19 protein-coding genes are annotated in these 17254 nt (G+C 67.4%); 15 read left to right on the top strand and 4 right to left on the bottom strand.

Annotated features, from left to right (window positions below; translation table 11 throughout):
- Positions 1 to 31: 31 nt before the first annotated feature.
- Complete coding sequence (locus tag K3M67_RS10920) at positions 32 to 361, bottom strand: hypothetical protein (RefSeq protein ID WP_066857679.1); 330 nt, start codon at positions 359 to 361, stop codon at positions 32 to 34.
- Between the two features lie 93 nt (positions 362 to 454).
- On the bottom strand, positions 455 to 640 hold the full coding sequence (locus K3M67_RS10915) for a hypothetical protein (RefSeq protein WP_325232297.1): 186 nt from the start codon (positions 638 to 640) through the stop codon (positions 455 to 457).
- A 116-nt stretch (positions 641 to 756) separates the two neighbouring features.
- Here K3M67_RS10915 and K3M67_RS10910 point away from each other — a divergent pair, with 116 nt between their 5' ends.
- The 7 genes from K3M67_RS10910 (at position 757) to K3M67_RS10880 (ending at position 7450) form a co-directional block, all read left to right on the top strand.
- Positions 757 to 3447, top strand: a complete 2691-nt coding sequence (locus K3M67_RS10910) for a bifunctional [glutamine synthetase] adenylyltransferase/[glutamine synthetase]-adenylyl-L-tyrosine phosphorylase (RefSeq protein WP_285831475.1) — start codon at positions 757 to 759, stop codon at positions 3445 to 3447.
- Positions 3447 to 3908 carry a thioredoxin-dependent thiol peroxidase gene (gene bcp / locus K3M67_RS10905; protein ID WP_066858040.1) on the top strand — a complete coding sequence of 154 codons (462 nt, stop codon included), beginning with the start codon at positions 3447 to 3449 and terminating at the stop codon, positions 3906 to 3908. Before K3M67_RS10910 ends, bcp begins: the two co-directional genes overlap by 1 nt.
- Positions 3909 to 3931: 23 nt before the next feature.
- Entirely contained in the window at positions 3932 to 4729 is a 798-nt protein-coding gene (locus tag K3M67_RS10900; RefSeq protein WP_198162855.1) for a ferritin-like domain-containing protein, read from the top strand.
- Between the two features lie 106 nt (positions 4730 to 4835).
- A complete protein-coding gene (locus tag K3M67_RS10895) occupies positions 4836 to 5567 on the top strand; it encodes a M23 family metallopeptidase (protein WP_198162852.1) in 732 nt (243 codons plus the stop codon).
- Between the two features lie 79 nt (positions 5568 to 5646).
- Positions 5647 to 5973, top strand: a complete 327-nt coding sequence (gene erpA / locus K3M67_RS10890) for an iron-sulfur cluster insertion protein ErpA (RefSeq protein ID WP_066857693.1) — start codon at positions 5647 to 5649, stop codon at positions 5971 to 5973.
- A 115-nt stretch (positions 5974 to 6088) separates the two neighbouring features.
- Positions 6089 to 6865 carry an exodeoxyribonuclease III gene (gene xth / locus K3M67_RS10885; protein WP_066857696.1) on the top strand — a complete coding sequence of 259 codons (777 nt, stop codon included), beginning with the start codon at positions 6089 to 6091 and terminating at the stop codon, positions 6863 to 6865.
- 66 nt (positions 6866 to 6931) lie between these two features.
- Positions 6932 to 7450, top strand: coding sequence for a DUF2239 family protein (locus K3M67_RS10880; RefSeq protein ID WP_285831474.1), 519 nt, complete (start codon positions 6932 to 6934; stop codon positions 7448 to 7450).
- Positions 7451 to 7561: 111 nt separating this feature from the next.
- Here K3M67_RS10880 and K3M67_RS10875 read toward each other — a convergent pair whose 3' ends face one another.
- Complete coding sequence (locus K3M67_RS10875) at positions 7562 to 7690, bottom strand: entericidin A/B family lipoprotein (RefSeq protein WP_066857699.1); 129 nt, start codon at positions 7688 to 7690, stop codon at positions 7562 to 7564.
- Between the two features lie 365 nt (positions 7691 to 8055).
- A complete protein-coding gene (locus K3M67_RS10870; RefSeq protein ID WP_285831473.1) occupies positions 8056 to 9003 on the bottom strand; it encodes a cell wall hydrolase in 948 nt (315 codons plus the stop codon).
- Positions 9004 to 9226: 223 nt separating this feature from the next.
- Between K3M67_RS10870 and K3M67_RS10865 the strand changes: the two genes are divergently transcribed.
- The 8 genes from K3M67_RS10865 to K3M67_RS10830 all read left to right on the top strand — a co-directional run bounded on the left by K3M67_RS10865 (position 9227) and on the right by K3M67_RS10830 (position 17252).
- The gene (locus tag K3M67_RS10865) at positions 9227 to 10222 is read left to right on the top strand and encodes a cysteine synthase A (RefSeq protein WP_066858051.1); all 996 of its coding nucleotides are present in this window, start codon (positions 9227 to 9229) and stop codon (positions 10220 to 10222) included.
- Between the two features lie 41 nt (positions 10223 to 10263).
- Positions 10264 to 10572 carry a hypothetical protein gene (locus K3M67_RS10860; protein ID WP_285831472.1) on the top strand — a complete coding sequence of 103 codons (309 nt, stop codon included), beginning with the start codon at positions 10264 to 10266 and terminating at the stop codon, positions 10570 to 10572.
- Between the two features lie 32 nt (positions 10573 to 10604).
- On the top strand, positions 10605 to 11831 hold the full coding sequence (locus K3M67_RS10855) for a motility-associated ABC transporter substrate-binding family protein (RefSeq protein ID WP_285831471.1): 1227 nt from the start codon (positions 10605 to 10607) through the stop codon (positions 11829 to 11831).
- 172 nt (positions 11832 to 12003) lie between these two features.
- A complete protein-coding gene (locus tag K3M67_RS10850) occupies positions 12004 to 12501 on the top strand; it encodes a division/cell wall cluster transcriptional repressor MraZ (protein WP_285831470.1) in 498 nt (165 codons plus the stop codon).
- Entirely contained in the window at positions 12498 to 13460 is a 963-nt protein-coding gene (rsmH, locus tag K3M67_RS10845; protein ID WP_066857708.1) for a 16S rRNA (cytosine(1402)-N(4))-methyltransferase RsmH, read from the top strand. Before K3M67_RS10850 ends, rsmH begins: the two co-directional genes overlap by 4 nt.
- Complete coding sequence (locus K3M67_RS10840) at positions 13457 to 14107, top strand: colicin transporter (RefSeq protein WP_066857711.1); 651 nt, start codon at positions 13457 to 13459, stop codon at positions 14105 to 14107. Before rsmH ends, K3M67_RS10840 begins: the two co-directional genes overlap by 4 nt.
- Complete coding sequence (locus K3M67_RS10835) at positions 14107 to 15810, top strand: peptidoglycan D,D-transpeptidase FtsI family protein (protein ID WP_066857714.1); 1704 nt, start codon at positions 14107 to 14109, stop codon at positions 15808 to 15810. The genes K3M67_RS10840 and K3M67_RS10835 overlap by 1 nt, the downstream gene beginning before the upstream one ends.
- Positions 15810 to 17252: a UDP-N-acetylmuramoyl-L-alanyl-D-glutamate--2,6-diaminopimelate ligase gene (locus K3M67_RS10830; RefSeq protein WP_066857717.1), complete on the top strand. Its 1443-nt coding sequence runs from the start codon at positions 15810 to 15812 to the stop codon at positions 17250 to 17252. The genes K3M67_RS10835 and K3M67_RS10830 overlap by 1 nt, the downstream gene beginning before the upstream one ends.
- Positions 17253 to 17254: the final 2 nt, after the last annotated feature.

Below are 17254 nucleotides of genomic sequence, written 5' to 3'. Positions count from 1 at the left end.
ACGCTCCGGCAAGGGCGCGGTCCGGCCGCGGTCATTCCCCGTTGGGCGTTCCCGCCATGTCAGGGTCCGGTTCGGTAATGCCGCCCGGCGGCACCGGCGGGGCTTCCTGAAGCCCCTCTCCGGCCAGCATGGGCTGGCCCGCGCCCGCAATCGGCTGGCCGAAGACCGCAGGGTCGCTGGCCACCGCCGGCGCGCTGGGGGCTGCGACGGGCGGAGCGACCGGCACGGGGACGGGCGGGGGCGGCGGCGCAACCTGTTCCGCCTGCGGCGCGGGCGCAGGGGTCGGCAGGAAATTCTGCACGGCCAGCACGATCAGCGGCGCGGCGATCAGCGTGGCGATGGCAAAGTTGCGATACAGCATCGGACGAAAGACTTTCCTGCGACGATTTTGCCGCAAAGTCTCGCACGAAGCGGTAAAGAAAGCCTTGCTGGCGAGCCGCCAGCAACTGCCCGGCTAGTGCCGGTCCAGCTTCATCAGCAGCGCCATCATGTCGTCCGGGATTGCCTCGCGCGGCGGCGCGTAGGTGGACCGCAGCGCATTGCCGACGCCCTCATAGGGCGTGGGCAGGCCGACCGTGACCAGGCGGTCGCGGTCCCCGTTCCGCCCCGGTGCCGATCGGCCGAGAGATTTGCGCTGCATGTCCATGATCCCACCAACGGCCGGGCAGCCCAAAAGTTTCTGGTCATGCGTTTCCGGCCAAAAGTGTCTGGCGTTCGTCGCGGCTGCGCGCGATAGGCCGTTGGAAAGGAGAGATGATGGTGACGAACTGGCCAGAAACGCAGGCCCGCATCCGGGCCCATTCGCCCTTTCTGGCGCGCGCGCTGGACCGTTTTCCCACCGTGACCGAGCAGTTGGCGGCGGGCGATTTCGATGCGGCGCTCCGCGCGGCGCAGGCCGTCGCCGGCCCTGAGGACGGCATCGCCCGCTCGCTGCGGCGTCGGCGCGGCGCCATCGCGCTGGCGGTGGCGGCGGCCGATCTGGCGGGCGCCTGGGACATGGACCGGGTTACGCGCACCTTGTCCGATTTCGCCGACCAGGCGCTGGAGGAAGCGCTCGCCGCCGCCATGCAGGAACGCTATCCCGATGCCGAGCATCGCGGCTTCGTCGTGCTGGCGCTGGGCAAGCATGGCAGCCGGGAACTCAACTATTCGTCCGACATCGACCCGATCCTCCTCTACAATCCCGCCACCCTGCCGCATGGCGAGCGGGAGGATGTCGCTGACGCCGCCGTCCGCATCGGCCGGCGGATGAGCGAACTGCTGACCAATCGCGACGGCGACGGCTATGTCTTTCGCGTCGACCTGCGGCTGCGGCCCTCGCCGGAGGCGACGCCGATCGCGCTGCCGGTGGAGGCGGCGATCGGCTATTATGAATCGACCGCGCTCGGCTGGGAGCAGGCCGCCTTCATCCGCGCCCGTCCGGCGGCGGGGGACATGGAACTGGGCGACTATTTCCTGCGCCAGATCCGCCCCTTCGTCTGGCGGCGCAGCCTTGATTTCGGCGCGATCGACGCCATCGTCGACATATCCCGCCGTATCCGCGACCATTATGCGCAGGGGCAGGCGTTCGGGCCGGGATATGATCTCAAGCGCGGGCGGGGCGGCATCCGCGAGGTGGAATTCTTCGCGCAGGTCCACCAGCTCATCCACGGCGGCCGCAACCCCGCGCTGCGATCGGGCAACACGCGGCAGGCGCTGGCGGCGCTCGCCGGCGCGGGGGTGATCGACGCCGATGCCGCCGCCCGGCTCGACGCGGCCTATATCCTGTTCCGCACGATCGAGCATCGGCTCCAGATGGTGGAAGACCGCCAGACCCACGAACTGTCGAAATCGGCCGACAGCCTCGACAATGTCGCACGGCTCCACGGCCTGTCCGATGGCGCGGCGCTGCTCGACCTGCTGCGCCCGCATGTCGAGTGGGTCGGCCGCAACTATGACCGCCTTGGCCCCGAACAGGAGGACGCCTCCCTCTCGCAGGACGAGGACCGGCTCAAGGCGCAGCTGGCCGACATCGGTTTCGCCGATCCCGACACGCCGCTGGCCCGCATCGCCCGCTGGCGCGGCGGCACGATCCGCGCGCTGCGCAGCGCGCCCTCGCGCGATGCGCTGGAGGCATTGCTGCCTGGCCTGATGCGCTCGCTGGCCAGGGCGCCCGATCCCAGCCGCGCGCTCAACCGGCTCGACGACATGATCGCCCGGCTGCCCAGCGCGATCAATTTCTTCAAGCTGCTGGCCGCGCGGCCCGCGCTGGTCGAATTGCTGGCGGAGATATTGAGCCATGCGCCGACGCTCGCCGATGCGCTCGGCCGCCGCGCCGAACTGCTCGACGGGCTGATCGACGCCTCCGCCTTCGATCCGCCGCCGCCGGTGGACCAGCTGGCGCGACAGCTTGGCGCGCTGGAGCCAGGCGAGGATTATCAGGCGCTGCTCGACCGGGTGCGCCAGCGCGTGGGCGACCGTCGCTTCGCATTGGGCGCCCAGATCATCCGGGGCGGCGATCCGCTGGAGGCGGGCAAGGGCTATGGCCGGGTCGCCGAAGCCGCGATCGAGGCGCTGGCCAGCGCCACTGTCGCGCAGTTCGAGGCGGCGCATGGTCGGGTGCCCGGCGGCGAGATGCTGATCCTGGCGCTGGGCCGCATGGGCGGCGGCGTGCTGACCCATGCCTCCGACCTCGATCTCGTCTATCTCTTCACCGGCGATTTCTCGACCGAATCGGATGGGCCAAAGCCTTTGGGCGCGACGCAATATTTCAACCGCCTGGGCCAGCGTATCACCAACGCCCTGTCGGTCCACACCGCGTCCGGCCCGCTCTATGAGGTCGATACCAGGCTGCGCCCGTCCGGCGCGCAGGGGCTGCTCGCGGTCAGCCTCGACAGCTTCGCCCGCTACCAGCGCGAGGAGGCCTGGACCTGGGAGCATCTGGCGCTCACCCGCGCCCGGCCCGTGTTCGGTTCGCCGCAGGCCCGCGCCGCGATCGACGCCATCCTTGCCGAGACGCTCCGGCGCCCGCGCGATTTCGACGAACTGGCGCGGCAGGCGGTGAAGATGCGTGGCGACATCGCCAGGCACAAGCCGCCGGCCAGCGATCTCGACGTCAAGCTGGTGCCCGGCGGGCTGGTGGACCTGGAGTTTCTCATCCACATCACTCAGTTCCGCCATGGCATGGCCTTCGATCCCGATCTGGGCAAGGCGCTGGCGCAACTGGTCGCGGCCGGGCATCTGCCGTCCGGCCTGATCGCCGCGCATGACCTCATCACCCGCTATCTGGTGGTATCCCGGCTCGTCTCGCCAAAGTCGACCGAGCCGCCGGAGGCGACCCGACCGCTCGTCGCCCGCGCCTGCGGGGCGTCCGATTGGGACGCGCTGCTTGCCAGCTACGCCAGAGCGCGGATATGCGTGGGCGAAGCCTGGGCTGCGCTCGCCGCGCCCTATCAGGAGGACCGATGATGCTGGAACAGGGAGACGCCATCCCCACCGTGGCGCTCAAGGACGCGGATGGCGTAGACTTCGCGCTGGACGCCTATCGGGGCAAGCCGCTGGTCGTCTATTTCTATCCCAAGGCGGATACGCCCGGCTGCACCAACGAGGCCAAGGATTTCACCGCGCTGGCCGATGACTATGCCGCCGCCGGGGTGCCGGTTATCGGCATTTCCAGGGACAAGCCCGCGAAACTCAAGAAGTTCGCGGAAAAATACGGCCTGACCGTGATCCTTGCGTCCGACGAGCCGGGCGATGCGTGCGAAGCCTTCGGCACCTGGGTCGAAAAATCGCTCTACGGCCGCAAATATATGGGGATCGAACGCGCGACCTTCCTGGTCGGCGCCGACGGCACGATCCTGCGCGTCTGGCCCAAGGTGAAGGTCAAGGGGCATGCCGCCGACGTGCTGGAGGCGGTGCAAGCGCTTTGACCCTGCCGGTTTCGATCGAGCCTATGCCCATCGACAGCGTGGGCGCGGCCTGCGCCCATGTCATGCTGACCGCTGATCCCTATGAAAAGCTGATGGCGGCGCGCGCGACGGCGCGGGCCTGGCGGCTGGGCCGGCTCGCGCATCGCTTCGACGGCGCGATGCCCGACCGGCCCGCACGCCCGGACGCGCCCGAATTGCTGCCCCCCAACCGGATGCCCCGGCGCGGCAGGATCGGATCGGAACGGTCGCGCATCGCCATGCTCCATGCGCTCGCCCATATCGAATTTGTCGCGATCGACCTCGCCTTCGACCTGATCGGTCGGTTCGGCGGCGCATTTCCGCGCGCCTTCACCGATCAGTGGATGCAGGTCGGCGCGGAGGAAGCGATGCACTTCGCGCTGCTCGACCGTCGGCTGCGGCAGGTCGGCAGCCATTATGGCGCGCTGCCCGCGCATGACGGCCTGTGGCAGGCGGCGGAGGAGACGGCGGGGGACGCGCTCGCCCGGCTCGCCATCGTGCCGATGGTGCTGGAGGCGCGCGCGCTCGACATCACCCCGGCGACGGTCGAGCGGTTCGAGGGGGCGGGGGACATGGCGTCGGCCCGGATGCTGCGGCGCATCATGAACGACGAGATTCGCCATGTCTCGGCGGGGACCAAATGGTTCGCCTGGGCGACGAACAGACTGGGGCTGGACGCCCCCAATCATTACCAAATCCTTGTGAAACAGTATTTTCGCGGCGTCGTTAAGCCGCCGTTCAACGACTCGGCGCGTCGACAGGCCGGTTTAACCGAAGAATTTTACACTCCGCTTGCAACCTGATCCGTGATCGGCACTGTGCAGACAGCGGGGGCGATCCAGGTCGCCAAAGAGATAACACGGGAAGCACCGAGAGGCACAAGTCTCCGGTCTCATAGTCGGGGTCTGCATGTCGGTTCTTAACACGGTCAATGCGCGCGGATCGCAAATGTTCCAGTCCGCGTCGAAGCTGGTGAAATTTTTTGGAGCCATCGGCATTGCCGGCGTCCTGTGCGCCGCAGCCCCGGCCCAGGCATCCACCGACGACGATGATCCCTATGGCGAGGTGCCTGCCGCCGCCGCCGGGCAGGACAGCAAGGCCGATCCTGCCTTCTCCAATCTGTTCGCCAGCCTCCAGCGGCTCGATGGCACGCCCAAGGCATCGGCCTATATCCCGTCCGGTCGTCCGGTGGCCAAGCTGTCGCTGACCTCCAACTATGGCGTCCGTTCCGATCCCTTCAACGGCGGCGCACGGATGCACAAGGGCATCGACATTCCCGGCCCGATCGGCACACCCATCTACGCGACGGCCGACGGCGTCATCAGCCGCGCCGGATGGGCCAGCGGCTATGGCAATCTGGTGCAGATCACCCATGGCAGCGGCATGGAAACGCGCTACGGCCATATGTCGAAGCTGCTCGTCGCCGCCAACAGCTATGTGAAGCGCGGTCAGATCATCGGCCTGATGGGGTCGACCGGCCGTTCCACCGGCAGCCACCTCCATTATGAGGTGCGCGTCGACGGCGCCGCGATCAACCCGATCCCGTTCGTCGCCGGTCCCGACTATCTGGTGGCGATGAACACCAAGCCGCCGGTCGCCATGGGCGGCCCGACCAAGGCGCAGGAAAAGGCCGCCGACTGATCGCCTCATCCTTGAAATTCGCAAAAGGCCCGGCGCCCGATGGGTTGCCGGGCCTTTTGCCTGATCCTATCTAGGCAGCATGGCCGACATCGACCTTACCCCCTCCGCCGCCGCGCGCGTCGCCGCGATCGCCGCAAAACAGGGCAAGCCCGCCATTCTCCGCCTGTCGGTGGAAGGCGGTGGCTGCTCGGGCTTCCAATATCGCTTCGGCCTGGCCGACGCGGTCGAGGCGGACGACCTGTCGATCGAGCGGGATGGCGTGACCCTGGTGGTGGACGATGTCAGCATCGACCTGGTGCGTGGCTCCGCGGTCGATTTCGTGTCCGACCTGGGCGGACAGGCGTTCAAGGTGACGAACCCCAACGCCACCGCCGGCTGCGGCTGCGGGACCAGCTTCTCGGTCTGATTTCCGTCTTCCGTTTTTCCAGCCGCCGTTCGCGCTGAGCTTGTCGAAGGGCATTACTTCTTTAAAGAGCAGGGCAGGGCGCTGGCAGCCTGAACGGTTTGGATAAGGAAGTCGGATGCGGATCGCCACCTTCAACATCAACGGCATCAAGGCGCGCCTGCCGCGCCTGCTGGAATGGCTGGACGAAACGCGACCCGACATCGCCTGCCTCCAGGAAATCAAGACCAGCGACGACACCTTCCCGGTCAAGGACATAGAGGCGGCCGGCTATGGCGTCATCTGGCACGGGCAAAAGGGGTTCAATGGCGTCGCCATCCTCGCGCGCGGGGAAACGCCGGTCGAGGTGCGGCGGGGTCTGGAGGGCGAGCCGGAGGACGAGCATAGCCGCTATCTGGAAGCCGATGTGAAGGGCGTGCGGGTCGCCAGCATCTACCTGCCCAACGGCAATCCGCAGCCCGGCCCGAAATTCGACTATAAGCTGCGCTGGATGCAGCGGCTGCGGACGCGCGCCGCCGAAATATGGGCGGAGGAAGTGCCTGCCATCCTGGCCGGCGACTATAATGTCATTCCGCGCGACGTGGACGTCTATTCGGTCAAGGCGATGCAGGACGACGCGCTGATGCAGCCCGAAAGCCGAGCCGCCTACCGCCGCCTGCTCGGGGACGGGTGGACCGACGCGATCCTCAGCCGCCATCCCGCCGGCGGCGTCTGGACCTTCTGGGACTATCAGATGAACGCCTGGCCGCGCGATGCGGGCTTCCGTATCGACCATCTGCTGCTCAGCCCCGCCGCTGCCGACCGTCTGATCGACGCGCAGGTCGACAAGGAATTTCGCGGCCGGGAAAAGGCCAGCGATCATGCGCCGACCTGGGTGGAACTGCGCCCCCGCTAATTATTATCCGGGCAATATTGACTCAATAAAATCCGGGTAATAATAACCATGCCGAAGGAGATCGGCATGGAACGGACTTTCACCGCCTTTGCGGGCGACTATTGGATCGCGACCGGCGACGAGGCGGAAATGCGGGAGGCCTTGCGCGCCGTCGGCGACGATGCGCCCACCATCCTGCTGTTCGACGACAGCACCGGCCGCCAGGTCGACATCGATCTGCGCGGCCCGGTGGAGGCACCACGGGGCCGGGGACGCCCGAAACTGGGCGTCCAGCCGCGCGAGGTGACATTGCTGCCGCGCCATTGGGACTGGCTGGCGGCCCAGCCGGGCGGCGCCTCGGCCGCGCTCCGGCGCCTGGTGGATGCCGCACGCAAGGCCAGCGCCGATGCGCCCGACCCCCGTTTCGCGATGGATGCCGCCTATCATTTCCTCACCGCCATGGCGGGCGATCGGCCGGGCTATGAGGCGGCGATCCGGGCGCTCTACGCCAGGGACGAACAACTGTATATATCGCTGTCGGACAGCTGGCCCGCGGGCATCCGCGACCACGCCCGCGCGCTCGCCGCGCCTGCCTTTTCCGCCTGATCCGTCACCCGTTGCTGGCGACGGTGCAGCGCGCATGGCAGCAAAAAAAGGCCCGCCTCGGGGAGGCGGGCCATGCTAGGGAGGGGGTCGTTCCAATGCTGACGCGTAATGTTAATCCGCGACATCCTCCACGGCCTTGCCGGCGCTCTGCACGTCGCGGCCCGCGCCTTCCACCGTGTTGCAGGCGGCAACCATCAGCGAACCGGTAAGCAGCAGCGCTGCCAGGATCTTCTTCGTCATCGAAAATCTCCTCAAAGGTCCAGCCGCACAGGACGACGCCATGGCGGCTACGAGAGGAGAACCCGTCCCGGAACATTCCGTTCCGAAGCCAGAAATAATAAAGATTTCAGGGATTTGAAAAAGTCTGAGCCCGGAACGCGTCGGGGGGGGGAGAAACGTTCCGGGCTCATATTTTGTGGATAGCAAGAGCGGGGGGCAAAAGATTTGCTATCCGGTGTGCAGAACCCACGAAATCGCAGATCGGTTCCCGACCGAGGGAAAAATCTTCGATTTTAATTTCTCAGACATTTCAGCGATTTGAATGGCCTACGAGGCGTTAACCGGAAAAAAGTTCCGCGATCCGACCCTCTGTCATGCGCGCAAGCTCAGGTCAGAGGACGGCCGCTGTTGCGATATTCGGGGCGGATGGTGGATTCCGGCAGGCCGTCCTCCTCGCCCATAGCGGGGGACGAGGGCGCCACCCGCGCCGGGAGCGGGGCGACCGCCGCTGGGGGCGCGCCGGGGCCGCCCGTTGGGGACCAATAGCCGGGCGGCGTCGCGGGCCTCTCCGGCCAGACGCGCCGAGCCGGGCCGGAAATCGCTTCATGCCCGCGATAAAGAGCGGTGAAGGCGGCCGGCGTCCCGTTGAAACCGGGATTGCGGTAGAAGATATGCGCTCCCACCACCGCGACAGGCTGAAGGGCCGACGCCCAGTCCGGTCGCACGGCCAGCGTATGATAATGGGTGGCGAGGCCGACAGGGGCATAGACCTGCCCGGCCAGCGCATCCTGCGCGATCCGCCGGGACCGCGCCCAGGCGGCGGCGTCGGGCATCCGCGCCATCGACCCGTCGCAGCTGAAGGTGAACTGGCATTTATAGTCCAGCCGCTCCGACCCTTCATAGACGACGCCGCAGACCGTGTCGGGCCAGAGTCGGCTGCGCACCCGGTTGAGTACCACCTGCGCCACCGCGCGCTGCCCGTCCTCCGGCTCGTTGCCCGCTTCATAATAGACCGCGTTGGTCAGGCAGTTGAGCGCGCGGTAGCCGTCGAGCGCGGTGATGCCGCGAAAGATCGCCGCGGGCGCGGCCTTGACCGCGTCCAGCCCCAGCACATGCCGGCTTTGCACCGTCTCGACGCCCGGCGCCGGATCGAACGCGCCCTCGGCATAGAAGAAGGCGGAGCCGGGGAAATTGTCGCCAGGCTGTTCGGCGGGATCGATCGGCGCCGGCGCGCTGTCCAGCAGGTCGAGCGGGGCGGCGGTGATCAGGCGCGGAGCGACGAGCGCGGCCAGCGCCAGCGCGACAATGCCGGCCTGTGCCTTCCACCCTTTCATCCCCGGCACTGCCGCATTGCAAAACCCTGACAATTCCGCGACCTGCCGCCGCGCAGCATCGCCCTTACCCCAAATTGCTTTCCACTTCGCTGCCCATTTCGCGGCTGTGCCGCGATGGCACGCCGGCCAGGCCAGGCGTTAACGCTGGCGGAAACAGTCCCTTGGCCCCGTTCAGCAATCCCTTGCTTGGCAAAGCAACGCGCCCTCCGCTATGCGTGACGCCATGCTGCTCCATTCCAACAGTCTCGCGCTGATCGGCAATACGCCGCTCGTCCGCCTTGCCGGCCCCTCAGAAGAAACGGGCTGCGACATTTTCGCCAAATGCGAATTCGCCAATCCCGGCGCCTCGGTGAAGGACCGGGCCGCGCTGTTCATCGTCAATGATGCCGAGGAAAAGGGGCTGCTCAAGCCCGGCGGCACCATCGTCGAGGGGACGGCAGGCAACACCGGCATCGGCCTGGCGCTGGTCGCCAATGCGAAGGGATACAAGACGATCATCGTCATGCCCGAAACGCAGAGCCGGGAAAAGATGGACACGCTGCGCGCATTGGGCGCGGAACTGGTGACGGTGCCGGCGGCGCCCTATTCCAACCCCGGTCATTTCGTCCACACTTCCCGCCGGATCGCGGAAGAGACGGAAAATGCGATCTGGGCCAACCAGTTCGACAATATCGCCAATCGCAAGGCGCATATCGTCGGCACCGCCGAGGAAATCTGGACCCAGATGGAAGGGCGCGTCGACGGCTTTACCTGCGCGGCGGGCACGGGCGGCACGATCGCGGGCGTCGGCCTTGGCCTCAAGGCGAAGGATGAGAATGTCACCATCGCGCTCAGCGACCCGCATGGCGCGGCGCTCTATAATTATTATGCCCATGGCGAACTCAAGGCCGAAGGCTCCTCGGTCGCCGAAGGCATAGGTCAGGGGCGCATCACCGCAAATCTCGAAGGCGCGCCGATCGACACGCAATTCCGCATTTCGGACGAGGAGGGGCTGCACTGGGTCCGCCGCCTGCTGGCCGAAGAGGGGCTGTGCCTCGGCCTGTCGTCGGGCATCAATGTCGCGGGCGCGGTGGCGCTGGCCAGGCAGCTGGGGCCGGGCAAGCGGGTCGCGACCATCTTGTGCGACACCGGCTTCCGCTATCTTTCGACCCTCTACAACCGGCAATGGCTCGAATCGAAGGGCTTGACGGTGTTCCCCTGGCTCGCGCACACTGCATGAACGCCGACATGGGTCGCGGCGAAGAAAAAATGAGCGCGAATATGGTTGAAACACCCCGCCGTCAGGAAGGGTTGCAGCGCGTCCAGATCGGCCTGACCGGCCTGGCCGGCGTCGTGCTGCTCGTGGGGCTGGCGAATATCGTGATCGAAAAGGCGCGGATCGACGACGCCGCCCTCCCGCCGCCGACCGTCCCGACGTTGAGCGCCAATGCCGTCTCGCCCAAGGAGCCGCTGGCCGAACTGGGCGTACAGCCCGCGCCCGAACAGGCGCCGATCGTTCCCGATCTTCAGCCCGATCCCAATCTCAACAAGCCCATGGACCGCGACCCGGCGCAGCAGCAGCCGCGCTGATCCATGATGCAGGGCCGGCGTGGGACGCCAAGATGGCGGCGCTGACGCGATTCCTCTGGCTCTGGCTGCCGATGCTGGCTGTTTTGCCCGCGGGTCTGGCGCGCGCCTGGGAAACCGGGCAGGCCGATCCCTGGGATTGGGGCGTTCCGGTGCTGGCGGTCGCGGTGGTGGTCGGCCTGTTGCTCGCGCGCCGTGGCTCGGCCGTCCTGGCCTGGGTGGCGATGGGCGTAGTTGGGCCGGCGCTGCTCTTCTGTGCCCTGGCAGCGGGCCGGATGCCCGACATGGGGGCGTTGCCGGGTTTGCTGGCGCTGGCCGTCATGGGAACATTCGGCGGCGCCTGGCTCCGCTTTCCCCTTCCGTTGGCGCAGGGGCGCCTGGCGGCGGTTGCTCTGCTGGCGCTCGCGGGCCTGCTCCTCTGGCTTGGTCCCGCACGGCCCATCGCGCCCGTCCCCGATCGGCCGAAGCTCGCCGTCCTCACCGCGCTGCCGCTCTTCTGGGCGGAGCCGGGACAGGCTGGGGCGGCGCCGCGCGATGTCCCCATCATCGCCGTGCTGCGCACCCGCTTCACCGTGGAGCCGCTGGACGATCCGAGCCTTCTCGCCGGCTCGGGCGCGCGCAGGCTGCTCGTCGCCCAGCCCCGTGCGCTTGCGCCGGAGCAGCTGGTCGCGATCGACAATTGGGTGAGGGCAGGTGGCACCGCCCTTGTCCTTGCCGATCCATTGCTCCGCTGGCCCTCCGACCTGCCGCTGGGCGACCGCCGCCGGGCGCCTGCGGCCAGCCTGCTGGCGCCCTTGCTCACCCACTGGCGCTTCGATCCCGGCACGCTGGCGTCGGCGGAGGTGCGCCACTTCCTGCCGGATGGCCGCCTGCTCACCCTGTCCGGCGCTGCCATGGGGAAAGTCCTCCCGCAATCTGGGAAGATCGGCCGTGGCCAAGTCCTGCTGCTGGGCGACGCCGACCTGATCGACGACCGGCTGTGGCTGGCCGATCCCGTCCGCCCGCTCGATCCGCGGGCCTGGACGGCTGACACGCCCGCCTTGCTCGGCGAATGGCTCGGCGCACCGATTCCCGGCGAACGGCGCTGGATGCGGACGCCGGCGGACGTGATTGCGGGCCTGCGCTGGGCGATTCTGGCTGGGACAGGCTGGGCAATTTTGGGTGCGATGTTGTTCGACCGGCCATTTGCGACGAAAAGGCCGGGAACAAAAAGCGAAAATCGCCTGGAAAGGATACAGGAAAACAGTCTAACCCATTTTTGACCGGCTTTTCCCATCCTCTCCCGACTTTTCCCTTTTCAGTCGGCTCCATGCTTGGTAGAAAAACCGGCATTGGGGTTCGTCAGGCTTTGTGCAGTCCTGTGCGCCGGATGGTTTCTTCGCGATTCCGGCGAAGGACGGCCTGCGTCCCGGATCAAAGGGGCCTGTTTCCAGCGTGTCGGACGTCATTCTCTATTCGGGCAACGCGTTCAGCGTCGCGGACGGCAAGGGCCGTTTCGTGCTGCCCCTGGAGATGCGCAAGCTGGTCAAGCAGGCCAGCGGCGGCGAGAATCGCCTGTGCCTGTCCGTCCATTTCGACAATGGTTGCGCCACCGGCTTCGGCCTGTCGCACAAGCAGTTCCTGTTCGACGAAGTCGAAAAGCTGGAGCGCCAGGCCTATGAGTCGGGTCGCGACTTCAATGCCGATCTGGAGCGCGAGAATCGCCTCGGCACGATCGAGGATGTGAATTTCGACGATGGCGGCCGTTTCTTCCTCCACCCCGATATCAAGGAAGAAGCCGGCATCACCGATGCGGTCTTCTTCTACGGCGTCGGCCGTTACTTCCAGCTCTGGAATCCGCAATCGCTGGTCGAAAGCCCCGATCGCCCGGCGCTGATCCGCAACAAGGTTAAACGCTGGCTCGAAGCCCGCGCGGCGGAGGGCGGCAAGTGAGCGCCGTCTCCGCGACCGCCCCCCACATACCGGTCCTGATCGACGAAGTGCTCGACGCCCTCGCCATTGCCCCTGGCGAGATTCATGTCGACGGCACCTTCGGCGCGGGCGGCTATTCCAGCGCCATGGCCCGCGCGGGGGCGCGCGTCTTTGCCTTCGATCGCGATCCCGATGCTATCCGTGAGGGGCAGGCCGTTGCCGACGCGCATGGCATCACGCTGATCGCGGGCGAATTTTCGCGCATGGCCGAATTGCTGGCGGAACGCGGGATTGATCGGGTGGCAGGCGTCACGCTCGACATCGGCGTCTCCTCGATGCAGCTCGACCGGGCCGAGCGGGGCTTTTCCTTCCAGTCGGACGGGCCGCTCGCCATGACGATGAGCCAGGACGGCATGAGCGCCGCCGATTTCCTCAACACCGCCCCGGAAGAGGAAATCGCCGACGTCATCTACCGCTATGGCGAGGAACCGCGCTCGCGCCGCGTTGCTCGCGCGATCGTGGAGGCGCGCCCGCTGGAACGCACCGGGCAGCTCGCTGCCGTGGTCCGCAAGGCGCTGGGCCACAAGCCGCATGACAAGAAGGACCCGGCGACCCGCACTTTCCAGGCGATCCGCATCCATGTGAATCGCGAACTGGAGGAGCTGGAGCGTGGGCTGGAGGCGGCCGAGGCGCTGCTGGAGGAGGGCGGTCGCCTGGCGATCGTCACCTTCCACAGCCTGGAAGACCGCATCGTCAAGCAGTTCTTCCGCAAGCATAGCGGCGGCGAAGGGGCCGGCTCGCGCCATTTGCCCGAACGCGCCGCCGGGCCGCAGCCGACCTTCGCCAAGCCTGCCAAGCCGGTGCGCCCCGGCGAGGCGGAGCTGGCGCGTAACCCCCGCGCCCGATCCGCCACGCTGCGCAGCGCCGTCCGTACGTCTGCCCCTGCCCAGAATTCCTCCCGCCGGAGTCCCCGCGCATGATCGCCGTCAAGAGGTTGCAGAGCCTGATCTGGGTGATCCTGGTCGCGCTGGGCGCGCTGGGGGCCTATATGGTGTCGCTGAAGGTCGCGACCGAGCGCAACGACCTGATGCGCGTGCGCGCGCAGATCGCCGCGACGAAGGCGGAGATCCGCTATCTGGAAACAGAATTCAGCGCGCGCGCCTCGATGCGTCAGCTGGAAAGCTGGAACCAGCATGACTTTCTCTATGCGACGCCGACCTCCCAGCAATATCTGGCGGGCGAGCGCGCCTTGGCGCAGCTGGACGGGGTGCAGCCGAACGGCCCCGACTATGTCGCGCCGCCGGTGATGGTGGCGATGGTCGAAAGCCCCGCCGATCTGCCGTCCGCTCCGCAAAAGGCGCCGGAAAGCCCGGCTGCGACCCAGATCCGCAGCGAGATCGCGGTCATCCGGGAGGCGCACGCCGCCGACAATGTCGACAAGCTGCCCAAGCCCGCGAGGCCCAGTCCGGTGCAGCAGGCAAAGGCCGATGCCGATGTGTCGAAGCCCAATCCGATCGCGCGCAAGGCGGAACGTATGGCGATGCTCGACGCCAAGCTCCTGGATGACAGCACCCTGGGCGATCTGACCGCGAAAGCGGCGCGCGAGCGGCGGAAGGGGGCGCGCTGATGGCCACGATCATCGTCCAGCCGGGCGGGCCGCGGGCGGGCAAGCAACGGGTCAACCTGACCGCCACCGCCCATAACCGGCTGATGTTGCTGCTCATCCTGTTCATGGCAATCACGACGGTGTTGATCGGCCGGCTCCTGTGGGTCGGCATTTTTGCGCATGGGGCGGGCGGCGACGGCGTGCTGGGACCGTTCGTGCCGGCGCGCGCGGATATTGTCGACCGCAACGGCGTGCCGCTGGCGCGGACCATGGACGCCTATTCGATCGCGGTGCGCCCCTCGAAGCTGATCGGCGATCCGGATGAACTGGCGCGCAAGCTGCACGACATCTTCCCCGACGAATCCGAATCGGCCTTCCGCAGGAAGCTGACCGGCCGGGGCTGGGCCTATCTGCGCCGGCGCGCCCTGCCCGAACAGGTGGCGGCGGTGAACGCCCTGGGCGAGATCGGCATCGAATTCCCGCGCGAAAAGGAGCGGCTCTATCCGCAGCGGACGCTCGCGGCCCATGTGCTGGGCTTTGCCCCCAACAGCGAGGGCGCGGGCGGCATGGGCGTGGAGGCGGCCTTCAACGACCGGCTGATCGACCCCGCGCTGCGCGGCAAGCCCTTCGCCATCTCGATCGACAGCCGGGTGCAGGGCGCGCTGGAAAGCGAACTCTACAACCAGATGGTGACGCAGCGCGCCAAGGGCGCGGGCGGGATCATCCTGGACGCCAATACGGGCGAAGTGATCGCCATGGCCTCCATCCCGGTGTTCGATCCCAACAAGGTGCAGAAATACGCGGGTACCCGGTGCAGCGACTCGCCGCTCTGCAACCATATGGTGCAGGCGCGCTACGAACTGGGTTCCTCGTTCAAGCCGCTGTCGATCGCCGCCGCCATGGACAGCGGCGTGGTGACGTCGATGGCGAAGCGCTATGACGCGACCGCGCCGCTCGCCGTCGCGGGTTTCCGCATCAAGGACGACCATTCGCTCGGTCGCTGGATCAACGTGCCGGAAATCCTTGTGCACAGCTCCAACATCGGCACCGCGCGCATCGCCGACGAAGTGGGCGCCGCGCCGTTGCAGCGGCTGTTCCGCAGCCTCGATTTCGACCAGCGCGCGCCGATCGAGTTCAATGAGCGCGCGAAGGGCATCTGGCCGTCCAGCTGGGGCCGCATCACCACTATGACCGTATCCTATGGCCATGGCATCGCGGTGACGCCGCTACATCTGGCGACCGCCTATGCCGCGCTGGTCAATGGCGGCATGTGGCGCCCGGCGACGATCCGCAAGCTGGACGCGGACGAGGTGCCGGAGGGACGGCGGGTCTTTTCCGCCGCGACCAGCGCGCGGATGCGGCAACTGTTGCGGATGATCGTGTCGGCGGGTACAGGGCGTAGCGCCGACGCCAAGGGATTCCGGGTGGGCGGCAAAACGGGTTCGGCCGAAAAGCCCCAGGAAGGGCGCTACAACAAGACTTCGCTGGTGACGACTTTCGCTTCTGCCTTCCCGATGGACAATCCCCGCTATGTCGTGGTCGCGATCATGGACGAGGCAACCGGCGCCTTCGGTCTGCGCACCGCCGCCTGGACCGCCGCCCCGGTGGTCAAGCGCGTGGTGGAGCGCACCGGCCCGATGCTGGGGGTGATGCCGGACGAGCGGCGGGACGTCGATATTTCGGATTTGATGCCGCTGCTGCACGGCGACAAGGAGAAAGAATAATGCGCCTCGGGTCGCTTATCGAGGGGCTGGATGTCGAGGTCGGTGAAACCACCGGCCTCGACACGTCCGTTACGGGCTTTGCTATCGACAACCGCAAGGTGGCGCCAGGGACGATTTTCGGCGCTTTCCAGGGGCTGCGCGTGAATGGCGAGGATTTCATCGCTGACGCGGTGAAGGCCGGGGCCGTCGCCGTGGTCGCCCGGCCCGACGCAAGGGTCGAGGGCACGATTCACATCGCCCATGCCAATCCCCGCCGCCTGTTCGCGCTGCTCGCCGCGCGCTATTTCGCGCCCTTCCCGGACGTGACCGTCGCCGTCACCGGCACCAACGGCAAGACCAGCACGGTCGAACTCGCCCGCCAGCTCTGGCGGATGCTGGGTCACAAGTCCGCGTCGATCGGCACGCTGGGCGTCACCACCTCGGTCGATCAGGTGTCGACGGGTCTGACCACGCCCGACATCGTCACCTTCCTGGCCAACATGTCGGGGCTCAAGCGCGAAGGCATCACCCATGCCGCGTTCGAGGCGTCGAGCCATGGCCTGGACCAGTATCGCACCGAAGGTCTGCCGGTGCTGGCCGGCGCCTTCACCAACCTGTCGCGCGATCATCTGGATTATCATGGCGACATGGACAGCTATTTCGACGCCAAGATGCGGCTGTTCGACGAAGTGGTCGCGCCCCACGGCGCGGCGGTCGTCTGGGCGGACGACGCATGGTCGGACAAGGTTATCGCGCGGGCTACGAAGCGGGGGCTTCGTGTGCTGAGCGTCGGGGTGCAGGGGCAGGCTCTCCGCCTCGCCAACCGCACCCCGACCCAGTTGGGCCAGACGCTGGAGATCGAGGCGGACGGTAAGCTCTACAAGGTCAACCTGCCGCTGATCGGCGCCTATCAGGCCGCCAATGCGCTGACCGCCGCCGGTCTCGTCATCGCGTGCGGCGGCGACACCGCCAAGGTGCTGGAACTGCTCGGCCGGGTGCAGCCGGTGCGTGGCCGGCTGGAACGCGCCGTCATCAGCAAGGCGGGCGCCCCCGTCTATGTCGACTATGCCCATACGCCCGACGGCCTCAAGGCCGCGATCGAGGCGCTGCGTCCCCACACGAAGGGGCGGCTGATCGCGCTGTTCGGCGCGGGCGGGGATCGCGACGCGGGCAAGCGTCCGCTGATGGGCAAGGTCGCTGCGGAACTCGCCGACCATGTCATCGTCACCGATGACAATCCGCGTTCCGAAGACCCTTCGGCGATCCGCGCCGCCGTTCTGGCGGGCGCGCCGGGCGCCGAGGAAATAGGCGGCCGCCGCGCCGCCATTGCCGCGGCCATCGGCCGGGCCGGTTCCGACGACATCGTGCTGCTGGCCGGCAAGGGGCATGAGCAGGGCCAGATCATCGGCGACCGCGTCCTGCCGTTCGACGACGTGACCGTGGCGCGGGAGTGCGCGGGGTGAGG

Source organism: Sphingobium sp. V4 (assembly GCF_029590555.1).
In the GTDB taxonomy this organism is placed as follows: domain Bacteria; phylum Pseudomonadota; class Alphaproteobacteria; order Sphingomonadales; family Sphingomonadaceae; genus Sphingobium.
This window is presented reverse-complemented; position numbering and strand designations above follow the sequence as displayed.